The organism is Mailhella massiliensis (assembly GCF_900155525.1).
Classification (GTDB): Bacteria; Desulfobacterota; Desulfovibrionia; order Desulfovibrionales; family Desulfovibrionaceae; genus Mailhella; species Mailhella massiliensis.
The window spans coordinates 849,531-869,298 of record NZ_LT706951.1; the positions used below are offsets into that span (position 1 = coordinate 849,531).

A 19,768-nucleotide genomic window follows, 5' to 3' on the forward strand; every position below is an offset into this window, starting at 1 on the left:
AACACTGAAGCATTATTTAATCTCTATAATACTTGTCATTCCCCCAAAAACAGCATCAAGAAGCCATCTTTCCTTTTTTCGCACAGTTAGACACATCATCACCACGGAATTTTTTAACATATCAAGAATCCTTGTTTGACTGCTCATCATAAAAATGCCGCATCCTGCCTTCATAGGGCTGAGCATACAAGGAAAGGCTTCCCTCTTCGGCGCTTCACTATGGTTTTTCCCGGGCGGCGTTTTCCTGCCCGCTCCAGGGAAGGTCACGCCGATCTTCATCTGTTCTTTTCAGGCAATCCCCATGGACGACGGCTTATAAAAAAGGCATCTCCATCCGGGGCATACATGATACCGCATCGTCATGACCGACAATTTCCGCTTGTTCCAGAGCTGCGGAATCCCCCGCTGGACGATTTCTGGACTCCCCTTCCGGGAACGGGTCCGGCCCGGAACAAGGCGCCCGGCATGCCCGTCTGTCGCAAGGCGGCAAGGAGCATCCTTGATGTTTGAAACGCAGGCCGCCAGAGAGTTCCGGTTCAGTACGAGAGAGAAGAAAGGGCGCATCGTTATCCTTCCTTTGCCGTTCTTCTGAAAACGTACGGCTACAACTGCCTCTGGTCCGACAAACGCCCTTTACTTTGCCGGAAGGCTGCATTAACCGGGCCGCGTTCCCGTCCCCCACAAGGCACAGAAAAGCCCGCCTTCCCAGAGAAAGGCGGGCTTTCGTCTGCCGGAAGCGGAGCTCTCTTCCGGCCCCTACGCTTCCTCCGGCACGCAAAGTTCCAGCATCCGGCCTTCCAGCGGCAGGTGCAGCAGGGCGCGGCATTCTCTTCCCATGGCGCGCAGAGCGCGCACATACTCGCTCTGCCGCTTTCCGTAATGCGCACACAGGTGTTCCGCCAGCGCCGTTTCCTCCGCAAAGGCTTCGTACCGGCCGCATTTATGGTCCACCATGAGGCAGGGGCCGAAGGAACCGTCCTCGCGGAGCACCTCGGCCAGCAGGTCGAGACGCATGGCATCCGTGCGGAAGCCTCCTTCATCGCCGAGCAGGCGCTCCACGGGCCATTCGGTACGGACGACAAGCGCATCGCCCGGCCTTTTGTCCGCGCGTCCTTCAAACCAGTGCTGCAAGGCCTCGGCCAGATTCTCGCTCAGGGCTTCCAGATGCAGGTGCGCGTCGGGCCAGAGAGGTTCCGGTTCATTCCACAGCGCGCAGAAGCGCTCCAGCCTCTCCCGCATTCTGCCGGAAGCAAGCTCCCGCCTGCGCTGCTGCTCCTCCATGCCGAACCATACGGCAAACCAGCCGTGCAGCATGTCGCCGAGCCTGTCGCGCGGGGCATCGCCCGGCACTCCCTCCACAGGCCCGTGCCGCAGCCTCTCCCGCCATACGGCGGAAACGGCACTCTCCGCGCTTCCGCCCCGTTCCCCGGCAAAAGAACCAGCCAACGCCGGGCCGCAGACCGGAAAACGCCTGTCCGCCCCGTTCCCGTTCTGTTCACCGCTCCGCACCTCTTCGGGAAACATGCGCAGCACGCGGCAGGGAATGCCGAGAAAACGCCCGTCCCCGCCGCCCTCCACCAGCGCGGCCAGTTCCCGCCCCGCGGTCTGACTGAAGGTGCAGAGCGCGGGCGCCACCGTTTCCTCTCCTCCCTTTTCCGAAACGGTTTCCGTTACGAGGGCAAGAATGCTCTTCGGCCGCGTCATGGCCACATAGAGCAGACGAAGTTCCTCGTCGCGCAGGCTCTGTTCCGCTTCCCCGAACCTGCGCTGCAAAAGCTCCGGGTCCAGACAGGGCGGAATTCCGGCCCCTGCGGGAAACGCCCTTTTCAGAATATCGGGCAGCCAGCGGAAGGAACAGCGTTCCAGCGGGTCCTGCTCGCCGGTAAAGCCTTCCAGCTCGCAGATACGGCGCACGCCCCATACGGAAGGCTCGCGCAGCCTGCCCGAAAGGCCGTACAGCACGACCATGGGACTTTCCAGTCCCTTGGATTCGTGGCACGTCCACACGCTTACGGCATCTTCGCCCACACAGGCGCGTTCGGGGGCTTCCTCCTCCAGTTCATCCAGCCAGCCCTGAAGGGTCAGCGGTCTGCGCGCGGCCCGGGCCGTCTGTTCATAGCGGCGCACGCAGTCGCGCAAAAGTTCGATATTGGCCGCGCGCTCCTGAAGATTCCCCCACGCGGCCGCCCGGCGGAATACGTCCATGTCCCGTATCACGGCGTCCAGAAGTTCCGAAGGCGAAAGGCGCACCATGTCTTCGTGCAGCTTTCCGAGAGGCTCGAAAAGGGGATGGAACAGCCCGCCCTCGCCCGAGGCTGCGGCCGCAAACCAGTCCCCGCCCACCAGCAGACGGTACAGCGAGGCCATGGCCGGAACATCGTGCAGGTCGGCGGCAAGCCGGCACGCATACAGGCAGAGCCGCACCTCCTCCTGTTCCAGCAGTCCCCCGCGCCTGAGCTTTGCCGGTATGCCCCGGCTGCTCAGGGCGTCGGCCACGGCGCGGCACTGGCTGTGCGTGCGGCAGAGTACGGCAATGTCGCCGCGCACAAGCGGTCGCAGGCCCGTCACATCCTGCCCGGACTTCTTTTCCACCATCATGGAGCCGTCCAGCGAGCGTTTCACCATCTCCGCCACGGCGGCGGCACGCCCGGCATTGTTCCACGTTCCCTCCTCCGAGAGTCCCAGATGCCACACCTGAAGAGAAGGCACGGCCTTCACCACGGCAAGCTGCCTTTCGCGGGAAGCTCCGCTCCGTTCCTGCTGTCCGCTTCTGCGGCGCAGGGCGGCAGCCTCGTCGCTCAGCATATGCCGGATATCAAGCCTGCCGCGCTGTTCCAGAAAATTCCGCCCGAACCTGTCTTCCAGCGAGGAGAAGAAGGCATTGACGAACTCAGTGACGGCAGGCAGCGAACGCCAGCACACGGTAAGCGTGTCGTGCTTCCACAGCGTCCTGCCGCCCGCGCTGCGGGGCGTGCCCGCACGGGTCAGTTCCGGCGCCGCGCCGCGGAAACCGTAAATGGACTGCTTGTCGTCGCCCACATAGATGACGCGGCCCTTTTTCTCCCCGTTTTCGATGATATGTCCCAGAAGCTGAAAAATACGAAGCTGGAGCGGACTGGTATCCTGATACTCGTCCACAAAGAGCACGCGGAAGCGGCCGCGCATGGCCTGTTGCACGCGCGGCAGGGAAAGCAGCTCCACGGCCCTGCGCTCCATGTCGGTAAAGTCCAGCACGCCGGCTTCCCTCTTGAGCTGTTCAAAGCGCTCCACCACTTCGGAAGCGGCCCGGAAACTTTCGCGGATGAGGCGGCACGCATCCTCACGGAATTCTCTGCTGCGGCAGGCGTCGAAGGCTATCTCGTGCAGAACTTCGCGGAAGGGGGGCGCGCTTTCCCCGCCTTTGGGCTTCGGATCGGCGCGGGCGAGAAGGAACCAGTCCTTCCAGCGCATATCTTCAAAAGGCATGACATCCAGCTTTTCCAGAAGGTTGAAATGCCTCTGCGTAGACGCGCTTCTTGCCCCCCGGTACGGCCGGTACAGTTCGTCGCGGCACTGTTCGCGCCGCGCTTCGCCTATGCGCCGCTTGAGTCCGGCAAGATCCGGGGCCCCGGCCCCCGGCACGAGGAAGGATACAAACTCCCTGCAGGAAGCTTCGGCCGCTTCCTCCATGGCCCTGCGGTCAAAGCCGTGCACGCGGGCATGTTCGGCCAGAGCACGCACCACGGCCTGCCATACGGGTTCGCTTTCCACGCCTTCTTCCGGGTTGGCCGCCGTATCGTACATGCCGAAGGCGTGATAGAGCGAGGGCAGGTCGCTCCCCTCCTCCCCGTCGCGACGGTCGAACACGGCCCCCTGCGCCTCATCGAAAAGCCTTTGCCCGTCTTCTTCCGCAAGCTCGCGCAGAAGCGGGGAAAATCCCGCGTCGAGGGCGTATTCCTGTATGAGCCTGAGGCAGATGCCGTCCACCGTGCCGATGAGCGCGCCTTCCGCCTTTTCCGCAAGGTCGGGCCTGCCCGCCTGATGCAGCTTTCTGCGCACGCGGTCGCGCAGCTCCGCCGCCGCCTTGCGCGTGAAGGTCACGGCAATGATTTCCTCCGGGGAACAGGGCCCCTGGGGCAGAACGTTTTCCGGCGCGCCCATGCCCAGGGCGTTGCCGTATTCCTGCACCAGATGGAAGGTCTTTCCCGTTCCTGCGCCCGCCTTGATGACAATCCGTTCCAGCCCGCTCATGGCAGTTCCTTCCCCTTTTCCGCCTTTCGCCCGCACAGCAGGGAAAGGCGGCAGTACATGCAGGCGGAAACGGCCTGCGCGGCTGCGGCCTTCATGCGTTTTTCCTCATCGCCGTCCGGGTTCGGGGGCGTGCCTGCCTGCGCCCATTCCGGGGCCGAAGGCAGTTCGCCCGCGCTGAGGCACGCCTTCAGCGCCTCCCACCGCTGCATCACGGCCGCCCACTGTTCATCCAGCGTCAGGGGCGAATCTTCGCCGCTGCGTATCATCTCCGCCTTTTTCATAAGAAAATAGCACACTTCTTCGATATCGTGCCTTGCCGGACTCTTCATGCGCGAGGCGGAAGCCGCCCGTGCGCCCGCCTGAAGCGTGCCGTTGCGGAGCAGATACCGGTAGGAGGCAAGCTGTACGGAACCGGTCTGCATCTCCTTGCGGAAGGCCTTGCTCGACGACCACTTCAAATCCACGATGACGGCCGGTTCCTGCGGGTTTCCGGCACGGGCAAGGGCCATATCGTAGCGGCCCCTGTAGTTCACGCCCTGTTCCAGAACTCCCCGATAGGAGCGCTCCGTATCCAGAAAAACCAGCTCCTCCCGGACAAGGAAGCGGCACAGTTCCCGCACGCTCCGGGCAAGCCTTGCGGCCATGTCGCGCAGAAGCGCCCGCTTTTCGGGCAGGCTGAAGCGCGCTCCCTGCCGCTTCGCCGCGTTCTGCAGGCGGCGGAACATCTCTTCCTGCGAAACGGCCCTATTTTTCAGGTCGTCGCCGTATTCCGTAAAAAGCCCTTCCACCACGCCGTGGGCCAGCGTGCCGAGCAGGGCGGCATCTCCCTGAAGGGAGCGGCCGCCGTCCCTGATGTTCAGCCGGTTTTCCATATACCAGCGCAGAGGGCAGCTCAACAGCATGTTCAGCGACGAGGGAGAAAGTTCCGTCGGCCCCTCAAGGACGCGCGGCTCCCCGCAATCCCAGGGAAGCATGGCCGCAGGTTCGGGCAGCGTTTCCGTCTCCACGGCAAAGAAGTCCCCGCCCTCGCCGCCGCCCTTGCCCTCAAGCACGCTCTGCGCCTTCACGATACGCAGGCCGGATTCTTCCTCCAGCAGCGCCATCACGGGATGGGGCGACGTTTCCTCTCCGTTCATCACGCGGGGCGTGACAAGAACAAGGCGTTGCGCATGGAAAAAAGGCCTGCGCATGGCCGCGTTGCGGGCGCGAAGGCGTACCGCCGCGCCCTCGGGCAGCCAGGTGCGCGCCTCAAGCCACGCCTGTTCGGCACAGCTCCAGGCCGTCGTTCTCGGCACAGCCCCCTCGTCCACACAGTTCCACCAGATAACGGTAAGAGGACCGTCTTCTCCTGCGCCGTGCATCTGCCCCGGCGAGGCAAGCACCACCCACGGTCGGCCTTCGGAGGAAGAAACGCTCTTTTCCCCCCGGCCCGGCACGTCGTCGACAAGCTGTTCCAGCCTTCTGCGTGTCAGCTCTTCCGTGCCTTCCAGCAGCTTTTCCAGCGTTCGGCAGCAGCTTGCCGTCAGGGCCAGTTCCGGCCGCGCCGCAGCCTCTTCCCCGGCCCAGCGGCCAAGCTTCGCCGCGCAGGCACGGGCGCGGGCGGCAAGGCCCCTCTCTTCGTCATCCGCCTCGATGCGCCGTTCCGGCACAATCCATGCCAGCGCATCGCGCCGCTCCTTCGCGGTCAGACGGCAGGGCTTGTCCCCCTCTTCCAGAAGTTCCCTCCATGCCTTCGGCCACGACGACACGGCCGACCAGTCGCTCCCCCGCTCCGGCAGACATTCGGTAAAACGCAGCGCCGCCAGCACTTCCGCGGCAAAACTCTCCTCCAGCGGACAAAGCGGCAGAAGCAGAAGCTGGCGCAGCAGCTCAGGATCAAAGGCAAACAGATTCAGCCGCAGATAAAGGGAAAAAAGCTGATCGGCCGGGCGGGCAACGGAGCGGCGGCGGCAGCCCGTGTCGGGCAGCCCGAAGGCCTGCAGCGCCGTATCCAGCTCCACATCTTCCTCGCGGCGGATGATGACCACCCTCCCCGGAGCCTGCCGCCCCAGTTCCCGGGCCAGCACGGCGGCCAGAGCCAGCGCCGCTTCCGAAGGATTCTCGGCCGTAAGACGGAAACTTTCCGCAGGGAGCTTCAGCGCTTCATCTCCGGTCTCTTCCGCTTCGCGCAGGTTCACGCCCGCCTGTGCGAGCGCCTGAAACAGCAGGTTCCACAGCCTGTTCCAGCAGGAACGCGGCTCCGTAAGGCGTATGCCCTCAAGGCCGCCTATGCCCCACTCCCGTATATGGGAGCAGAGAAACGATACCCGGTCGGCCTCGTCCGGGCCTTCCGCCTCCGCCTCAAGGGAAAAAATTTCGGCAAGGCGCAAAAGCCCGGCGGAGGCGCATTCCCCGGAAAGACGCCGCAGTCCGGCCTTCTCCCCTTCCAGCGCGCCGGCGTCCTTCAGCTCGTCGCGCATCTGCAGAAGGCGCTTTGCGGTGTTCCAGCCGTCCGTGCGGAAGGAGGCGGCGTAAAAAGGTTCCCCCTCCTGCGGCACGGCGCCAACCCGCCGCCTGAGTCTCTCTTCCCACAGGGCCGTGCGCCTGCCCGGCACTTCCTCCCGCGCGGGCAGGCCCAGCTTCTGCTCCAGCAGGGAAAGAAATCCCGCCGGGCCGCAGATCTTCACGCCGTCCACGGCCTTTGCTCCGCCCCCGAAGGCCGTTACCGCATCCGGCCACGCGCCCCCGTCCATGTACCTGCCGAGTATGACCTGCATGATCCCCCCTTCCCCCTCCTGCGGGGAAGCACATAAAAACACCCGGTTCACGGTACGCCGAAAAGGCGGCTTCCGCCACAGAAAAATCATGCAGTCCACAACTGTGTGGACGGAAAGAAAGCTTATCCGCCTCCCGTATGAAAAATGCGGTGCGCAAAGCCATTGAAGGCAAAAAACGGCGTGACGCCCTCACAATTAGGGTAAAAAACGCAGCACCTGAACCCAAAGCCCCCGCATATGTACAAAGAATAAAAATAAGCTGCCCGCGCCCAGCCAGTTTGCCGGGACAGCCACACATAAAGGGCGAAACGGAACTGGCGAAAATCACGTTCTTCCCGCCATGGAGCGCAATTCTCCGTCATTCATGGAGCTTCCGACTCCCGGAAGACGAACAGTGCTATTCGAAGAAACACAGTCGCCCTTTGTCTTGTCATGCTGTAAAAACTGACATACGCTGCTTTCATGGCCAGAAACTGACGCATAGGAAGGAGTTTCTCCGTGAAAGGTGACGCCGTCTCTCTTCTTGAATATATGAGTTCCAAAAAACGCTTTGTCATTCCCGTCTATCAGAGAAATTACGACTGGAAAAACGAACATTGCAAACAGCTCTTCGACGACCTTGTGCGCTTGAAGAAATCCGGTCAGAAAAGTCATTTTTTCGGCTGTATCGTCTCCTTTTACGATTCGGAAGCGGACAGTGAACAGTTCCTCATCATCGACGGACAACAAAGGCTGACGACCGTTTCGCTTCTTCTGCTCGCGCTCCACGACCTTCTCGTTTCCGGCTGTCTTGAATCGACTTCCCCTTATCTCGCCTCCATGATCAAGGAAGAATATCTCATTAATAAATGGAAATCGAACGATACGCGCATCAAGCTCAAGCCGGTAAAAAACGATCAGAAAGCCTTTCAGAAGCTGTTTGAAAGTCCTGCCGAACACGTCAAGGATTCTAATCTTACGGTTAACTACAACTATTTCTGCAGGAGGCTCCGTGAAAAAACGCTTCCCGTCGACGATTTGTTCGACGCGCTGAAGCGCCTGGTCATCATCCATATTTGGCTGAACGCTTCCGAGGACGACCCCCAGCTCATTTTTGAAAGCCTGAACTCTACGGGGCTTGCCCTGAACGAAGGCGACAAGATACGCAACTTCATTCTGATGGGGCTGGATTCACCCACGCAGGAAACATTCTACGAACAATACTGGAACAAAATCGAAGAATGCACCAACTATGACGTGAGCGCTTTCGTGCGCGATTTTCTCAGCATCAAGCAGCAGGTGACTCCGGTCATCAGTAAAACCTACTATGCGTTCAAGGAATATGTATATAAAACACAACCGGGCACATCACGACATGACGTTGAAGAGCTGCTGAAAGAGCTGCTTACCTACGCCGGATACTACAGACTTCTTTTGAAGGGGGGAACCAAAAGCAAAACGCTCAACGATTGCATTTTCCGCCTGAACTGGCTGGAAAACTCGGTGAGCCGTCCCTTTCTGCTGGAAATTCTGCGTCTTCACGAACAGGAAAACAGCCTCAGCCTTGCGGACATTGAAGCGATCTTCCAGATCGTCGAAAGTTTTCTTTTCCGGCGTATCATCTGCGAGGTTCCCACCAACGCTCTGAACAAGATATTCCTTACACTGCATAAAGAAATCATGCGCTTTGACGGAACGGCTCAACAGTATGTCGAAAAGCTGAAGTACACGCTTTCCGCGCGGCGCGAAAGCGGGCGTTTCCCGGATGATGAAGAATTCGGTACCGCTTTCACCACAAGAAACGTCTATCAGATGAAGAGCAAAAACAAAATCTATCTTTTGGAACGACTGGAAAATTACGGCACGCTGGAAACCAAAGACGTATGGAAACATCTCACGGATGGGGACTACAGTATCGAACACATCATGCCGCAGATGCTCAGTCCGAAATGGAAAAACGACCTCGGTACAGACGCGGAAAGCATCCATGCAACCTGGCTGCACCGCATCGCCAATCTCACCATGGTGGCAAGAAGCTACAATTCTATATACAGCAATCTTTCCTTTCCCGACAAGCGGGATGTGAAAAACGGCTTTCGAGATTCAGGACTGCGCATGAATCAGCGCATTGCCCTGAAAAATGCGTGGGGACTTGCCGAGATGAAAGAACGCAGTGAAATGCTCCTGCAGCAGGCGTTGCAGATCTGGCCCCGCACTGAGTCGACGTTCCGTCCGAAGGAAAAACAGCTTGACGTTTACGACCTTGGCGAAGACCGCAATATGACCGGTCGGCAGCTTGTGTCTTTCCGCTGGCGTGGCGAAGAACACTACTCATCTCAATGGTCGGAAATGTATCAGAATGTTATTTCCTGGCTCCACGCGGACGACCCTTCCGTACTCACAAAGCTGGCGCAAGCCTCAAGTCACGACAACCTTCTCGGCAGCGTCGTTGCCACGACAAAGCCCGATGCCCGCAGCTGGGTGGAAATCGCGCCGGATATCTGGCTTCTCACGCATATGAGCACGCAGGCTAAAATCGTGCGTCTGCGTCGCTTCTTTGAACTTTACAACGTCGATGAGGGAGAACTCGTCTTTTCCCTGAAGGAAGAAAGCGTACGAAAAAGCCCTCAATGATGCCGCACGCCACCCGCCGCCACTGCCGGTATTCGTGCCGGAGTCCATACGCGTATCTCAGCCGAAGAAAGCCCATTTCTTCATGCCGCAGCCTCCAGACGAAACTATCCGGGATGCGATGCCGGAGTCCCAATTTTCTGCGTAGCCAATCAGAATGAAACACGAATAGCACTCTATCTCGGCGCAGAGAAGGATCGCAATAAAGCGGTATTCGACCTTCTGTACCCCCATGGTGCGGATATAAAAAAGAGTATCGGACATGCCCTGCAATGGAAGCGAAACAGCGACCTTATGCACTCAAACGTCATGTACGCCCTTGAAGAGGCAGCATCTACGATGAAGTCGACTGGCTCCGTATGGCGCAATTTCATGCTCAGGAGAGCCGCCGCTTCTACGATGCGTTCATGCCCTTCCTTGCAGGAAGTCGCAGGCTGACTTTCCCTGTTCCTTCGAACTGTCTGCAAGAATTCTCTCCCATAACTCGAAAAGGCATCTCTTAACAAGAGTCCCCCTGTCTTCCCGGCGGCTGCGCTCTACACCTGCCCGGCAGGGAACTCCGTCCGTCACGCAAAAAACGCCCCGAAGGCCTTAAACGCTAAAAGGGCTTACGATATGCATCGTAAGCCCTTTGTGGAAATTTGGCTCCCCGAGACGGACTTGAACCGCCAACCTAGTGATTAACAGTCACCCGCTCTGCCTATTGAGCTATCGGGGAACGGAGCAACTCGCCGTTGCAGGAATGTGTTTAGGCGTTTTGCCCCCTGCCGTCAAGCATTTTTTTTTACTTTTTTTAAATTTTTCCGCAAAGGCCGGAAATTTTCTTCCTCCGGCACGAAAAGAGGGCGCGGGATACGGCGATATGCCGTGTTTTCTCCCCCCGTTACGGCATCTTTCACGGTATGAGCGGCGATGTTCCGCGCAGGGAAGGAAAACGCTCTTCCGAAGCCCGGGCAAGGAGCCTCGGCACAAGGCGGAACAGGGAGTCACGCCTTCCGTGCCTTCCGCACTTTTTCTTGCCCTGCGTCTCCCAGGCGGTACGCCCGGCCCCTGTGCAAAACGCGGCGCACGGCTCCCCCTCTTCGCCCACCAGGGAAAAGCCCCGAAGCGCACCGCAAACCTTGTGCGGCAAAGCTCCGGCAACAGGCAGGGGAGGCAGGTCGTCCCCCTCCGCCCTTCCGATATCAGGAAAAACGCAGGCTCACGCGACGACGCCTTTGCCCTCCCCCGTTTCTGCTGAAACGGCGCACGCCTTTCCCTGCCCCGATGTTTTTGAAACACGGCGTCCTCATACCTCCGCACGTTCCCCGCAGAGCCGGGAAGGCACGAAAACCCCCTCGCCTTCTCCCTCCGCTTCGGCAACACGCTCCGGCCTGTCGTTACGCCCGAGGCTGGCAGAAAAAGCAAAAGGCCTTCCGCCCCGGCCTGCCCGGGAACACGGCGTGCGGCTTTTCCCCTGCCGGAGAGCGCCCGGCCGAAGCCTGCCGCCCTTCCCTGCCGCAGGATGCGGCAACGCCGCCAGGTCTCCCATCCGCCGCGGCCGCCTCCCCTGGCCTGCGGAAGAGCACCGCACGTTCCGCGCGGGAACCGACGGAATGCTACAGGGTACGCAAAAGCGGAGCCTGAGGAAGGATATCGCCGTTTCTGCCTATGGTCACCACTTCGCAGGGAACGTCGTGCCCGCATTCGGCCACGGCACGGCGCACGGCGTTTTCCATGCCGCCGCAGCAGGGCACGTCCATACGCACGACGGTGACGCTCCGCACGGAGTTGCCGCGCAGAATGGCGCCCAGCTTTTCCGCATAGTCCACACCGTCGAGCTTGGGGCAGCCTATGAGCACCGCCCGGCCGCGCATGAAGCGGCGGTGGAAATCGGCATAGGCATAGGCCGTGCAGTCCGCCGCGATGAGCAGATCGGCATCCTGAAAATACGGAGCGTTCACCGGCGCAAGCTTGATCTGCACCGGCCATACGCGAAGTTCGCTCCGCATGTCTCCGGCGGGCTCGGCGGGCAGCGTGCGGCCCTGACTGTGCAGATGCGCCTTCACCGCCTCCTCGTCGTAGGCGTCGGCCTCGCGGAAATCAAAGGAAATGGCTCCGGCCGGGCAGGCGGGCAGGCAGTCGCCCAGGCCGTCGCAGTAATCGTCGCGCACAAGGCGGGCCTTGCCGTCCTGCATGGCAATGGCCCCTTCGTGACAGGCCGCGGCGCACAGGCCGCAGCCGGTGCACGCTTCTTCGTCGATATGAATGATTCTTCTGAGCATGGATTCTCCTGATGGATTATCTGGGTCCTGCGAAAAAAAGAAAAAAGTGACTGAGGGAAAAACGTCCCCGGAAACATCGTTATTCCGGCCCGTGCCCGGCCGTTCTCCGCCGCGCCATGCGCAGCACGGGCATTTTCCTCCGCGGCGGAAAGCCCCGTCCCCACGCGCGCCGGAAAGCCCTTCCCTGCCGCCGGATACGGCAACGCCGCCCCGAGTCCCGGCCCATCCGCGGCCGCCGCGCCTTTGCCTGCAAAAGCCCGCCGTTCCCGGAGAGCGGGAGCCGCAGAAGGCCGCAAGGGTACGCAAAGGCGGAGCCCGGGGCAGGATATCGCCGTTTCTGCCTATGGCCGCCATGTTGCAGGGAACGGCGAGCCGGCATCCGACCACGACACGGCGTTTCCCCTGCCGACGCAGAGGGCGCGCCATGCTCACGGCGGCGATGCCCGCACGCGGTCGCCCGGCTCCGGGCCGCCAAAAATCCCGGCGCAGACAGCTTCACCCGGCGCAGGCTTTAACATAAGAATGATGTTGCCATGAGCAAGGGGCCGCAGCTGTGACCGCAGGCATTGACGCCGCCTTTTCCCGGCCGTACACCGGCAAAAAAGCATGGGAAAGCCGCACGGGAAGCGCCCCGCGCCTCCCCCTTTCCGGAACAAGCCGGAAAGGCCTGTCGCACACGGATTTTCCCTTGATAAGGACACGATGATGGACGATATCGACCGCATTTTTCTTGCCATGACGGAGTATTTTTCCGGCGACGCCCGGCGCATCCAGCACTTTACCAAGGTACACGCCTTCGCCCGCCTGCTGGGCCGCGAAGAAGGGCTGGATGACGAAACGCAGTTCATCCTTGAGGCGGCGGCTCTGGTGCATGATATCGGCATAAAAAAGGCGGAAGCGCTCTACGGTTCCTGTTCCGGCGCGCTTCAGGAAAAGGAAGGCCCGGCGGAAGCAGAAGCGCTGCTGAACGCCCTTTCCCTGCCGCCGCACGCGGTGGAGCGCGTCTGCTACCTGGTGGGGCATCACCACACCTACACGAATATGGACGGCGCGGACTACCGCATTCTTGTGGAGGCGGACTTTCTGGTCAATCTGCATGAAGACGGCGCGGGCAGAAACGCCGTTCGTTCGGCGCTGGAGCGCATTTTCCGCACCAGAAGCGGCACGGCCCTGTGCCGGACCATGTTCGGCATGAAGACTGAGGACTGAAGGGAAAAAGACTCCTTAAAAAAGCGCCCCGAAAAAACATGTCCAACAGTCATGTGCCGCAGCACGGCTTCTTGACATATCCATAAGAAATTTTCCATTAAAACTCTTGCCATAACAGAGGAAATTCATTCTACTCCAAAGAGGACGGAAACGCTTTGTCAGCCATAAATCAGAATGTCATGACGAGGCCGAATATCCTAATCGGACGAATCACAGCAATACGTCGAAAAAGGTAATGGCTTCGCCCGACAGCCGTGCCGAATTCTTGCGGGGCCGCCAGCCTGACCCGGATCTCCGCCGTATGCGCTCCTCCGTCAAAGCCGTAACGCCGTAACATTCAGAGGGATGCAGGAGATAAACATGAACGACATTGCCCACATAGAAGTCCCCAGCAAAAGTTCCGTTCACAAGGCAGGGAGTATTCTCAGAAAAGTAGATGCTTCCTCTGAAGAACTGGAACAGGCTCTTGTCACACTCTCCAGATGGAGGGCGCTGCACTCGTATCCCATCAATACGTTTCAGGCCTATCTGCGCCTCAAGGTAAAAAAGTCTGATTACGACGACCCCATCATTGCACAACGTCTGAAAAGACTGCCCTCCATCATTCAGAAGCTGAAACGTTATCCGCGCATGGGACTGGAGACCATGCAGGACATAGGCGGCCTTCGCGTCATTTTAAAAGATGTAAGCGCTGTTTATAACCTTTATTCATCGCTGAGTAAATCAAGATTTAAACATATTCCACTTCTTCCTCCTAATGATTACATAAAAAAACCCAAGCCGGACGGATATAGAAGCCTGCATCAGGTATATAAATACATTAATAACAACCATCCTGAATTAAATATCCTGCATATTGAAATACAAATCAGAACAAGATTGCAACATGCATGGGCTACGGCCGTTGAAACCCTTGGCATCGTAGAAAAATCATCCTTCAAGACTGGTGAGGGTGACGAAAAGTTCAAGACTTTCTTCAAGTTGTCAAGCGCCCTGTTTTCCATGGATGAAAAGCAGCCCGTTCTTGAAGAATATCGTGACCATACCCATGAAGAAATAGTTCGCGAGCTGAAAGAGCTTGAAAACGATCTTCAAATAACATCAAAACTTCAAGGGCTTGCATTAACTGCGAAACAGATAGAATCAAACAGTACAAACTATTCCGGTTACCATCTCATGCACCTTGATACCAGGAAAAATAAAATATCCATCCTCAACTTTTCACGTCAGCAGCTTGAATTTGCAGAAAATGTCTATGCTTCCCAGGAACAGGCGAATAAGAATAATCCTGATGTTTCCATCGTCCTAATTGCGGCGAACAGTATTCGGGAGATAAAAAAGGCATACCCGAACTACTTTTTGGATACCAATGATTTTGTCAAACACCTCATGCGGATGATGAATGAATGACTTCTCCGCACACGTCCTGTAAGCCCGCCCCCGCGCGGGCTTCTTGCTTCTGGAAGTCAGACAGACTCTATACATGATCTGGTGACGAAGGACAACGTTCATTCCCTGCCGCCGGGGGCCGCTCTTCCTCGCCTCCGCGCTTTTTAGAAGCAAGAAGGCGATCCCCGCCCCGGTGGAAAGCCGACGCCTCGGCCATGCCGGAAAAGAGCTTCCCTAAAAGCCTACCCTCCCGCGCCCGGCGACGTGATCCGTGCCTGCCATAAACGCGAACCGAGCGAATAAGCCTCCCACTCCGCGCGGCATGGCTCCTCGGCGCGGACGTACGCTTCCCCTCCCCCGGTCGCCTCTGCCCCGGGCCTTCCCATGCGTTTCCTCTTTCGCCCCTCTCGTTGCCTTTCGCCCCGGCCGCACCGGAAAGCAAAGCCTCCCTTTTCTGCCAAAAATGTTCAGGCATTGCGGAAACTTTGCCGTCTCCAAGCGAAAAAATCGGAATATTTTTTAAAAAGACGATATTTTTCAACAAGTTATATTTTATTGTCTTATTGACAAAATCATCCTCCGGGAATAAGTTCTGCAAAAGCCGACTTTCCTTGCGTCCCAAAGGCCGGAAAGGATTCCCACTCACATCAGACCCTGTTCAGAGGTGCGCTCCCTTGAAAAAATCTCTCGCAGTCCTCATGTCCCTGGCCATGCTTCTCACCGGCGCCGCGGCCGCCGAGGCGAAAATAACCCTTAAGGTCGCCAACTCCGGCCCCGACACTCCCGAAAACCGCACCGTGTGCGCGGCCGACGTGTACACCGACATGGTACGCAAGGCCACGAACGGCGAAGTGGAACTCGTCTTCTACCATGCCAGCAAGCTCGGCGGCGAAGCCGAAGCGCTGGAAGGCATTCAGATGGGCACCATCGACATGGGCACGCTCACCAGCGGCCCGGCGGCCAACTTCGTGCCGCAGACCATGGCGTTCGACATTCCCTACCTCATCAGCAGCAATGCGGCGGGCTGGGAATTTCTGAAGTCCGACTTCGTGAAGAAGCTTTCCGACGAATTCCTCAAGAGGACGGGCGTGCGCATTCTCGCCGTGGCCGAACACGGTTTCCGTCACTTCACGGCCAAGGGCGCGGAACTCAGAACGCCCGCCGACATGAAGGATCTTAAAATCCGCGTGATGGAAAACCCGGCCCACATGGCCATGACGCGCGGCCTCGGCGCGTCCCCCACGCCCATTTCCTACAGCGAACTGTACATGGCGCTCCAGCAGGGCGTGGTGGACGGCATGGAATGCCCCATCGCCAACATTCACGATTCCAAGTTCTATGAAGTGCAGGACAGCCTCGTGCTCGACGGGCATCTCTACGGCCCGCTGGTCATCTTCATCAATGAAGACAAGTACCAGAGCCTGACTCCCGAACAGCAGCAGGCGCTTCAGAAGGGCGCGGAAGCCTTCTGCATCGTGCACGCGGGCATCACCGCCGCCAGCGACGCCGCGGCCCTGAAGGACATGGCCGACAAGGGCATGAAGATTCACGACCCCACCGCCGAAGAACAGAAGATGTTCCGCGAGGCGGCCCAGCCCGCCGCTCTGGAAATCATTGCCAAGCGCATCGGTCAGGAATGGGTGGACGGCGCCGTCAAGGCCGCCCAGGAAGCGGAAGCCAAGGTCGCCGGCAAGGAAGACCAGCTTCTTCAGGAATGCATCCGCGAAGCGCAGGAAATGGTGAAGATCGCCAGAGGCCAGTAGGCCGCATCCGGGCATTTCCCCCTTTTTTTGGGGGAAGGCGGCGTTCCTTTGTCGAAAGACGCCGCATCCGCAGGGCGGGCTGAGCGCCCCCTGCGGAAACGTGCCGCACGCTTTCCGGGAAAGGCTCATTTCACGGGCCTTTCCCGGTTGTTTTGTCCCGCAACATCCGCACGGTCTTTTGACGGTGGCATCGTCCCCGACTTTTTCCTGTGCGGGCCTTAAGAGCCTTCCCTCCGCCTTTTTTGAAGGCGCGGCCCCCGCCTTTTGCGGGGCGGTCCGTTCCGGCCGCTGCGGGAAGGCTCCAACAGGAGCGTACGCGCTCCCTTTCTTTTGAGGTTTACCTTAATGAAAAATGTCATGACGTTGATATCCTTCCAGATCAACAGGCTGACGGATGTTCTCATGAAGATCAGCCTGTGGCTGGGGATCGCCCTCTGCATTATCATGGTCGCGGCCACGCTGGGGCAGGTATTCTGCCGCTTCACCCATCTTTTCACCTTTGAGACCAGCGAAGAAATCGCCCGCTTCAGCATGTGCTGGCTGGCCATGCTGGGCAGTGCCGTGGCGCTCCGCCAGGGCAGGCATCTGGGCGTGCGCATTCTTGTGGAGCATCTGCCCGCAGGCGTGTACGACAAATATCTTGCGCCCGTCATCCAGCTTGTGATGCTGGCCTTTTTCCTTCTTGTGGTGGTGAAGGGCTGGGCCTTTGCCATGCGCGGGGCCATGCAGGTTTCGCCTGCGCTCCAGCTTCCCATGATCTATCCCTATCTGTGCCTGCCCGTGGGCGGCGCGCTCATGGCGCTCAGCATGGTGGCCGACATGCTCCAGGACAGATTCCCCACCAGCGCCGGTTCCAACGCGAGCATTGCAAGCTCGGTGATGGAAGACATGGCGGAAGTGGCCGCCACCTGCGAAAACGCGCACGACGTCCCCGTTTTCGATCCCCTGAAGAACAACGACGAAACAAAGTAGGAAAACGCCATGCTCATGCTCATCTTTCTCGTCTTCCTTGTTTCGCTGTTCCTCGGCGTGCCCGTGGCCCTGTGCCTCGCCTTCACCACGGTGGCGGGGCTTCTGATGCACGACACCTCCCTGCTCGTGGTGGTGCAGCGCATGTTCCAGGGCTTCAACTCCTTCTCCCTGCTCGCGGTGCCCTTCTTCGTGCTTGCGGGCGACCTCATGAACAAGTGCGGCATCACCCAGCGCCTCATCGACTTTTCCTACATGCTGGTGGGCCGCATTCCCGGGGGCCTTGCCCATTCCAACATTGCGGCGTCCATGTTCCTCGGCGGCATCAGCGGTTCCGCCGTGGCCGACGCGGCGGCCATCGGCTCCATCATGGTGCCCGGCATGATCCGCAACGGCTACACCCCCGGCTTCAGCGCGGCCGTCACAGCCGCGGCCTCCACCATGGGTCCCATCATTCCGCCTTCCATCCTCATGGTCATCATGGGCGTGACCACGGGCATGAGCATCGGCGGCCTGTTCATGGCGGGCATCGTGCCCGGCCTTCTGCTCGGCCTCGCCATGATGGCCTACAGCTACTTCGTGGCCATACGCGAAAACTACCCCCGCGACCCGAATCCCTTCACCGCCCGCCGCTTCTTCCGCGAACTGTGGAAGGCGCTGCCCGCGCTCATGGCGCCCACCATCATCATGGGCGGCATCATGTTCGGCGTGTTCACCTCCACCGAAGCCGCGGCCGTGGCCGTGCTCTACGCGCTGCTTCTCGGCGTGTGCCAGCGCACCCTGCATCTCAGGGATCTTCTGGAAGTGCTCGGTTCCAGCGTGCTCACCACGGCGGTGCTGCTGCTCATCATCGGCACGGCCAACGCCTTCGCCTGGCTGCTCGCCGCGGAGCAGATTCCCAACCAGCTTGCCGAACTCATCCAGTCCGTCACCAGCAACAAGCTCATCATCCTGCTGCTTCTGAACATTCTGCTGCTTTTCGTGGGCATGTTCATGGAAGGCGGCGCGGCCATCATCATCCTTGCGCCCACGCTGCTCAACGTGGCCACGCAGGTGGGCATCGAGCCTCTGCACTTCGGCATGATCATGGTGCTGAACATGGCCGTGGGCCTGCTCACGCCTCCGCTCGGCGTGTGCCTGTTCGTCATCTGCGGGGTGACCAAGCTCGACCTTGCCTACGTCATCCGCGCCGTGCTGCCCTTCATCGCGGTGGAAATAGGCGTGCTGCTGCTCGTCACCTATGTGCCTGCGGTGTGCCTTGCCATACCGCGAATGCTGGGCTATCTCTGATTCTCCGCCCAAGATTCTGCGGGCAGGTTCCCGCAGGGTGATTCTTCCGCACGCAAGCCCCGGCCTTTCCGGCCGGGGCTTCAAACCATCAGGGTACAGCCACATGAACACCACCTTGAGTTCCCACGTCACGCCGCTGCGCTTCAGCGTCATCCGCAGCATGGTGGAAAGGGCCGCAGCATATAAGAACGTCATTTCCCTCAGCATCGGCGAGCCCGATTTCGACACCCCCGCCTTCGTGTGCGAAGCCGCCATGAAGGACGCTTCCAGAGGCTTCACCCATTACGCGCCCTCGCGGGGCGACGCGGAGCTGCGCGCCGCCATTCTTGCCGCGGAACGCGCCAAGCACGGCCTGCCCTGGGAAGAGGAAAACCTGCTCATCACCTCCGGCGCCATGCACGGCCTGCTTGCCGTGATGCGCACGCTTCTGGACGAAGGGGACGAAGTCGTCGCTCCCGCGCCCTGCTTTTCCGACTATCAGGGCCACTGCGCCCTTGCCGGGGGACGCCTCGTGCAGGTGCCCACGCGCTTTGAAGACGGCTTCATGCCCACGCTCGAAGCCATGGAAAAGGCCCTCACCCCGAAAACGCGCGCCCTGCTCGTCAACTCGCCCTGCAATCCCTCGGGCGTGGTGTTCGACGCCGCCACGCTGGACATGCTGGCCGATTTCGCCGTGCGCCACGACCTTGTGGTGATTTCCGACGAAGTGTACGACAGCATCGTGTTCCGCGGCCGGGCGGAAAGCATTGCCGCGCGGCCCGGCATGGCCGAACGCACGGTGGTGCTCAACTCCTTCTCCAAGACCTTTGCCATGACGGGCTGGCGCGTGGGTTACGCCCTCGGCCCCTCCTGGATCATGAAGGAAATGGTCAAGGTGCTGAGCTATTCCGTGGCCAGCACCGGCACGCCGAACCAGCGCGCCGCCCTTGCCGCGCTCACCGGGCCGCAGGAGGAGTTTCTCGCCTTCCGCGAAGCCTACGCGCGCCGCACCGCCCTTGCCGCCAGAAGGCTGAACGCCATGCCCGGCGTGCGCTGCCTCGAACCTGCGGGCACCTTCTACCTCTTCCCGCACATCGACGCGGCGGAAAACGATTCCCTCGCCTTTGCCGTCGACCTTCTGGACAAGGCGCAGGTCATCGTGGTTCCCGGCTTCCCCTTCGGGCCGGAAGAAACGGTGAAGGGCTGCATCCGCATCGCCTGCACCGTGGATGAGGAAAAGCTCACCGAGGCCATGGACCGCATCGAAGCCTACCTGAAGGCGCGCGCCTAGTTCCCTTATCCTGAGGCG

The 19,768-nt window shown here is 59.9% G+C and carries 12 protein-coding genes and 1 tRNA gene; 8 read left to right on the forward strand and 5 right to left on the reverse strand.

Going from position 1 to position 19,768, the window contains the following annotated elements:
- Nucleotides 1-12: 12 nt before the first annotated feature.
- From CZ345_RS09450 to CZ345_RS09460, 3 genes are all read right to left on the reverse strand, one after another.
- Complete coding sequence (locus CZ345_RS09450; RefSeq protein ID WP_077072879.1) at nucleotides 13-279, reverse strand: hypothetical protein; 267 nt, start codon at nucleotides 277-279, stop codon at nucleotides 13-15.
- Nucleotides 280-756: 477 nt separating this feature from the next.
- The gene (locus CZ345_RS09455) at nucleotides 757-4,230 is read right to left on the reverse strand and encodes a UvrD-helicase domain-containing protein (protein ID WP_077072880.1); all 3,474 of its coding nucleotides are present in this window, start codon (nucleotides 4,228-4,230) and stop codon (nucleotides 757-759) included.
- Nucleotides 4,227-6,986 (reverse strand): RecB family exonuclease, encoded by a 2,760-nt coding sequence (locus CZ345_RS09460; protein ID WP_077072881.1) that lies wholly within the window; start codon nucleotides 6,984-6,986, stop codon nucleotides 4,227-4,229. Before CZ345_RS09460 ends, CZ345_RS09455 begins: the two co-directional genes overlap by 4 nt.
- A 498-nt stretch (nucleotides 6,987-7,484) precedes the next feature.
- Here CZ345_RS09460 and CZ345_RS09465 point away from each other — a divergent pair, with 498 nt between their 5' ends.
- Together CZ345_RS09465 and CZ345_RS17715 are read left to right on the forward strand one after the other, a co-directional pair.
- Nucleotides 7,485-9,599 (forward strand): DUF262 domain-containing protein, encoded by a 2,115-nt coding sequence (locus tag CZ345_RS09465; protein WP_077072882.1) that lies wholly within the window; start codon nucleotides 7,485-7,487, stop codon nucleotides 9,597-9,599.
- Between the two features lie 132 nt (nucleotides 9,600-9,731).
- The gene (locus CZ345_RS17715; protein WP_476738454.1) at nucleotides 9,732-10,034 is read left to right on the forward strand and encodes a DUF4268 domain-containing protein; all 303 of its coding nucleotides are present in this window, start codon (nucleotides 9,732-9,734) and stop codon (nucleotides 10,032-10,034) included.
- A 204-nt stretch (nucleotides 10,035-10,238) separates the two neighbouring features.
- Here the strand turns inward: CZ345_RS17715 and CZ345_RS09475 are convergent.
- Both CZ345_RS09475 and CZ345_RS09480 read right to left on the reverse strand, forming a co-directional pair.
- Nucleotides 10,239-10,314, reverse strand: a tRNA-Asn gene (locus tag CZ345_RS09475).
- A gap of 880 nt (nucleotides 10,315-11,194) precedes the next feature.
- Nucleotides 11,195-11,860: an ATP-binding protein gene (locus tag CZ345_RS09480; protein WP_077072883.1), complete on the reverse strand. Its 666-nt coding sequence runs from the start codon at nucleotides 11,858-11,860 to the stop codon at nucleotides 11,195-11,197.
- A 705-nt stretch (nucleotides 11,861-12,565) separates the two neighbouring features.
- Here CZ345_RS09480 and CZ345_RS09485 point away from each other — a divergent pair.
- From CZ345_RS09485 to CZ345_RS09515, 6 genes are all read left to right on the forward strand, one after another.
- On the forward strand, nucleotides 12,566-13,069 hold the full coding sequence (locus tag CZ345_RS09485) for an HD domain-containing protein (RefSeq protein WP_077072884.1): 504 nt from the start codon (nucleotides 12,566-12,568) through the stop codon (nucleotides 13,067-13,069).
- A 360-nt stretch (nucleotides 13,070-13,429) separates the two neighbouring features.
- The gene (locus CZ345_RS09490; RefSeq protein ID WP_077072885.1) at nucleotides 13,430-14,479 is read left to right on the forward strand and encodes a RelA/SpoT domain-containing protein; all 1,050 of its coding nucleotides are present in this window, start codon (nucleotides 13,430-13,432) and stop codon (nucleotides 14,477-14,479) included.
- 653 nt (nucleotides 14,480-15,132) lie between these two features.
- Nucleotides 15,133-16,221, forward strand: a complete 1,089-nt coding sequence (gene dctP / locus CZ345_RS09500; protein ID WP_204224251.1) for a TRAP transporter substrate-binding protein DctP — start codon at nucleotides 15,133-15,135, stop codon at nucleotides 16,219-16,221.
- Nucleotides 16,222-16,578: 357 nt separating this feature from the next.
- The gene (locus CZ345_RS09505) at nucleotides 16,579-17,193 is read left to right on the forward strand and encodes a TRAP transporter small permease (protein ID WP_162274959.1); all 615 of its coding nucleotides are present in this window, start codon (nucleotides 16,579-16,581) and stop codon (nucleotides 17,191-17,193) included.
- A gap of 9 nt (nucleotides 17,194-17,202) precedes the next feature.
- A complete protein-coding gene (locus CZ345_RS09510; RefSeq protein ID WP_077072889.1) occupies nucleotides 17,203-18,480 on the forward strand; it encodes a TRAP transporter large permease in 1,278 nt (425 codons plus the stop codon).
- Nucleotides 18,481-18,583: 103 nt separating this feature from the next.
- On the forward strand, nucleotides 18,584-19,750 hold the full coding sequence (locus CZ345_RS09515; protein ID WP_077072890.1) for a pyridoxal phosphate-dependent aminotransferase: 1,167 nt from the start codon (nucleotides 18,584-18,586) through the stop codon (nucleotides 19,748-19,750).
- Nucleotides 19,751-19,768 lie beyond the last annotated feature (18 nt).

What these genes read in the sequence shown, in the direction of transcription:
- CZ345_RS09490 (WP_077072885.1), top strand. Translation starts at nt 13,430, where the DNA reads ATGAACGACATTGCCCACATAGAAGTCCCCAGCAAAAGTTCCGTTCAC.
- CZ345_RS09450 (WP_077072879.1), bottom strand. Translation starts at nt 279, where the DNA reads ATGAAGATCGGCGTGACCTTCCCTGGAGCGGGCAGGAAAACGCCGCCC.
- CZ345_RS09460 (WP_077072881.1), bottom strand. Translation starts at nt 6,986, where the DNA reads ATGCAGGTCATACTCGGCAGGTACATGGACGGGGGCGCGTGGCCGGAT.
- CZ345_RS09515 (WP_077072890.1), top strand. Translation starts at nt 18,584, where the DNA reads ATGAACACCACCTTGAGTTCCCACGTCACGCCGCTGCGCTTCAGCGTC.
- CZ345_RS09455 (WP_077072880.1), bottom strand. Translation starts at nt 4,230, where the DNA reads ATGAGCGGGCTGGAACGGATTGTCATCAAGGCGGGCGCAGGAACGGGA.
- CZ345_RS09485 (WP_077072884.1), top strand. Translation starts at nt 12,566, where the DNA reads ATGGACGATATCGACCGCATTTTTCTTGCCATGACGGAGTATTTTTCC.
- CZ345_RS09510 (WP_077072889.1), top strand. Translation starts at nt 17,203, where the DNA reads ATGCTCATGCTCATCTTTCTCGTCTTCCTTGTTTCGCTGTTCCTCGGC.
- CZ345_RS09505 (WP_162274959.1), top strand. Translation starts at nt 16,579, where the DNA reads ATGACGTTGATATCCTTCCAGATCAACAGGCTGACGGATGTTCTCATG.
- CZ345_RS09480 (WP_077072883.1), bottom strand. Translation starts at nt 11,860, where the DNA reads ATGCTCAGAAGAATCATTCATATCGACGAAGAAGCGTGCACCGGCTGC.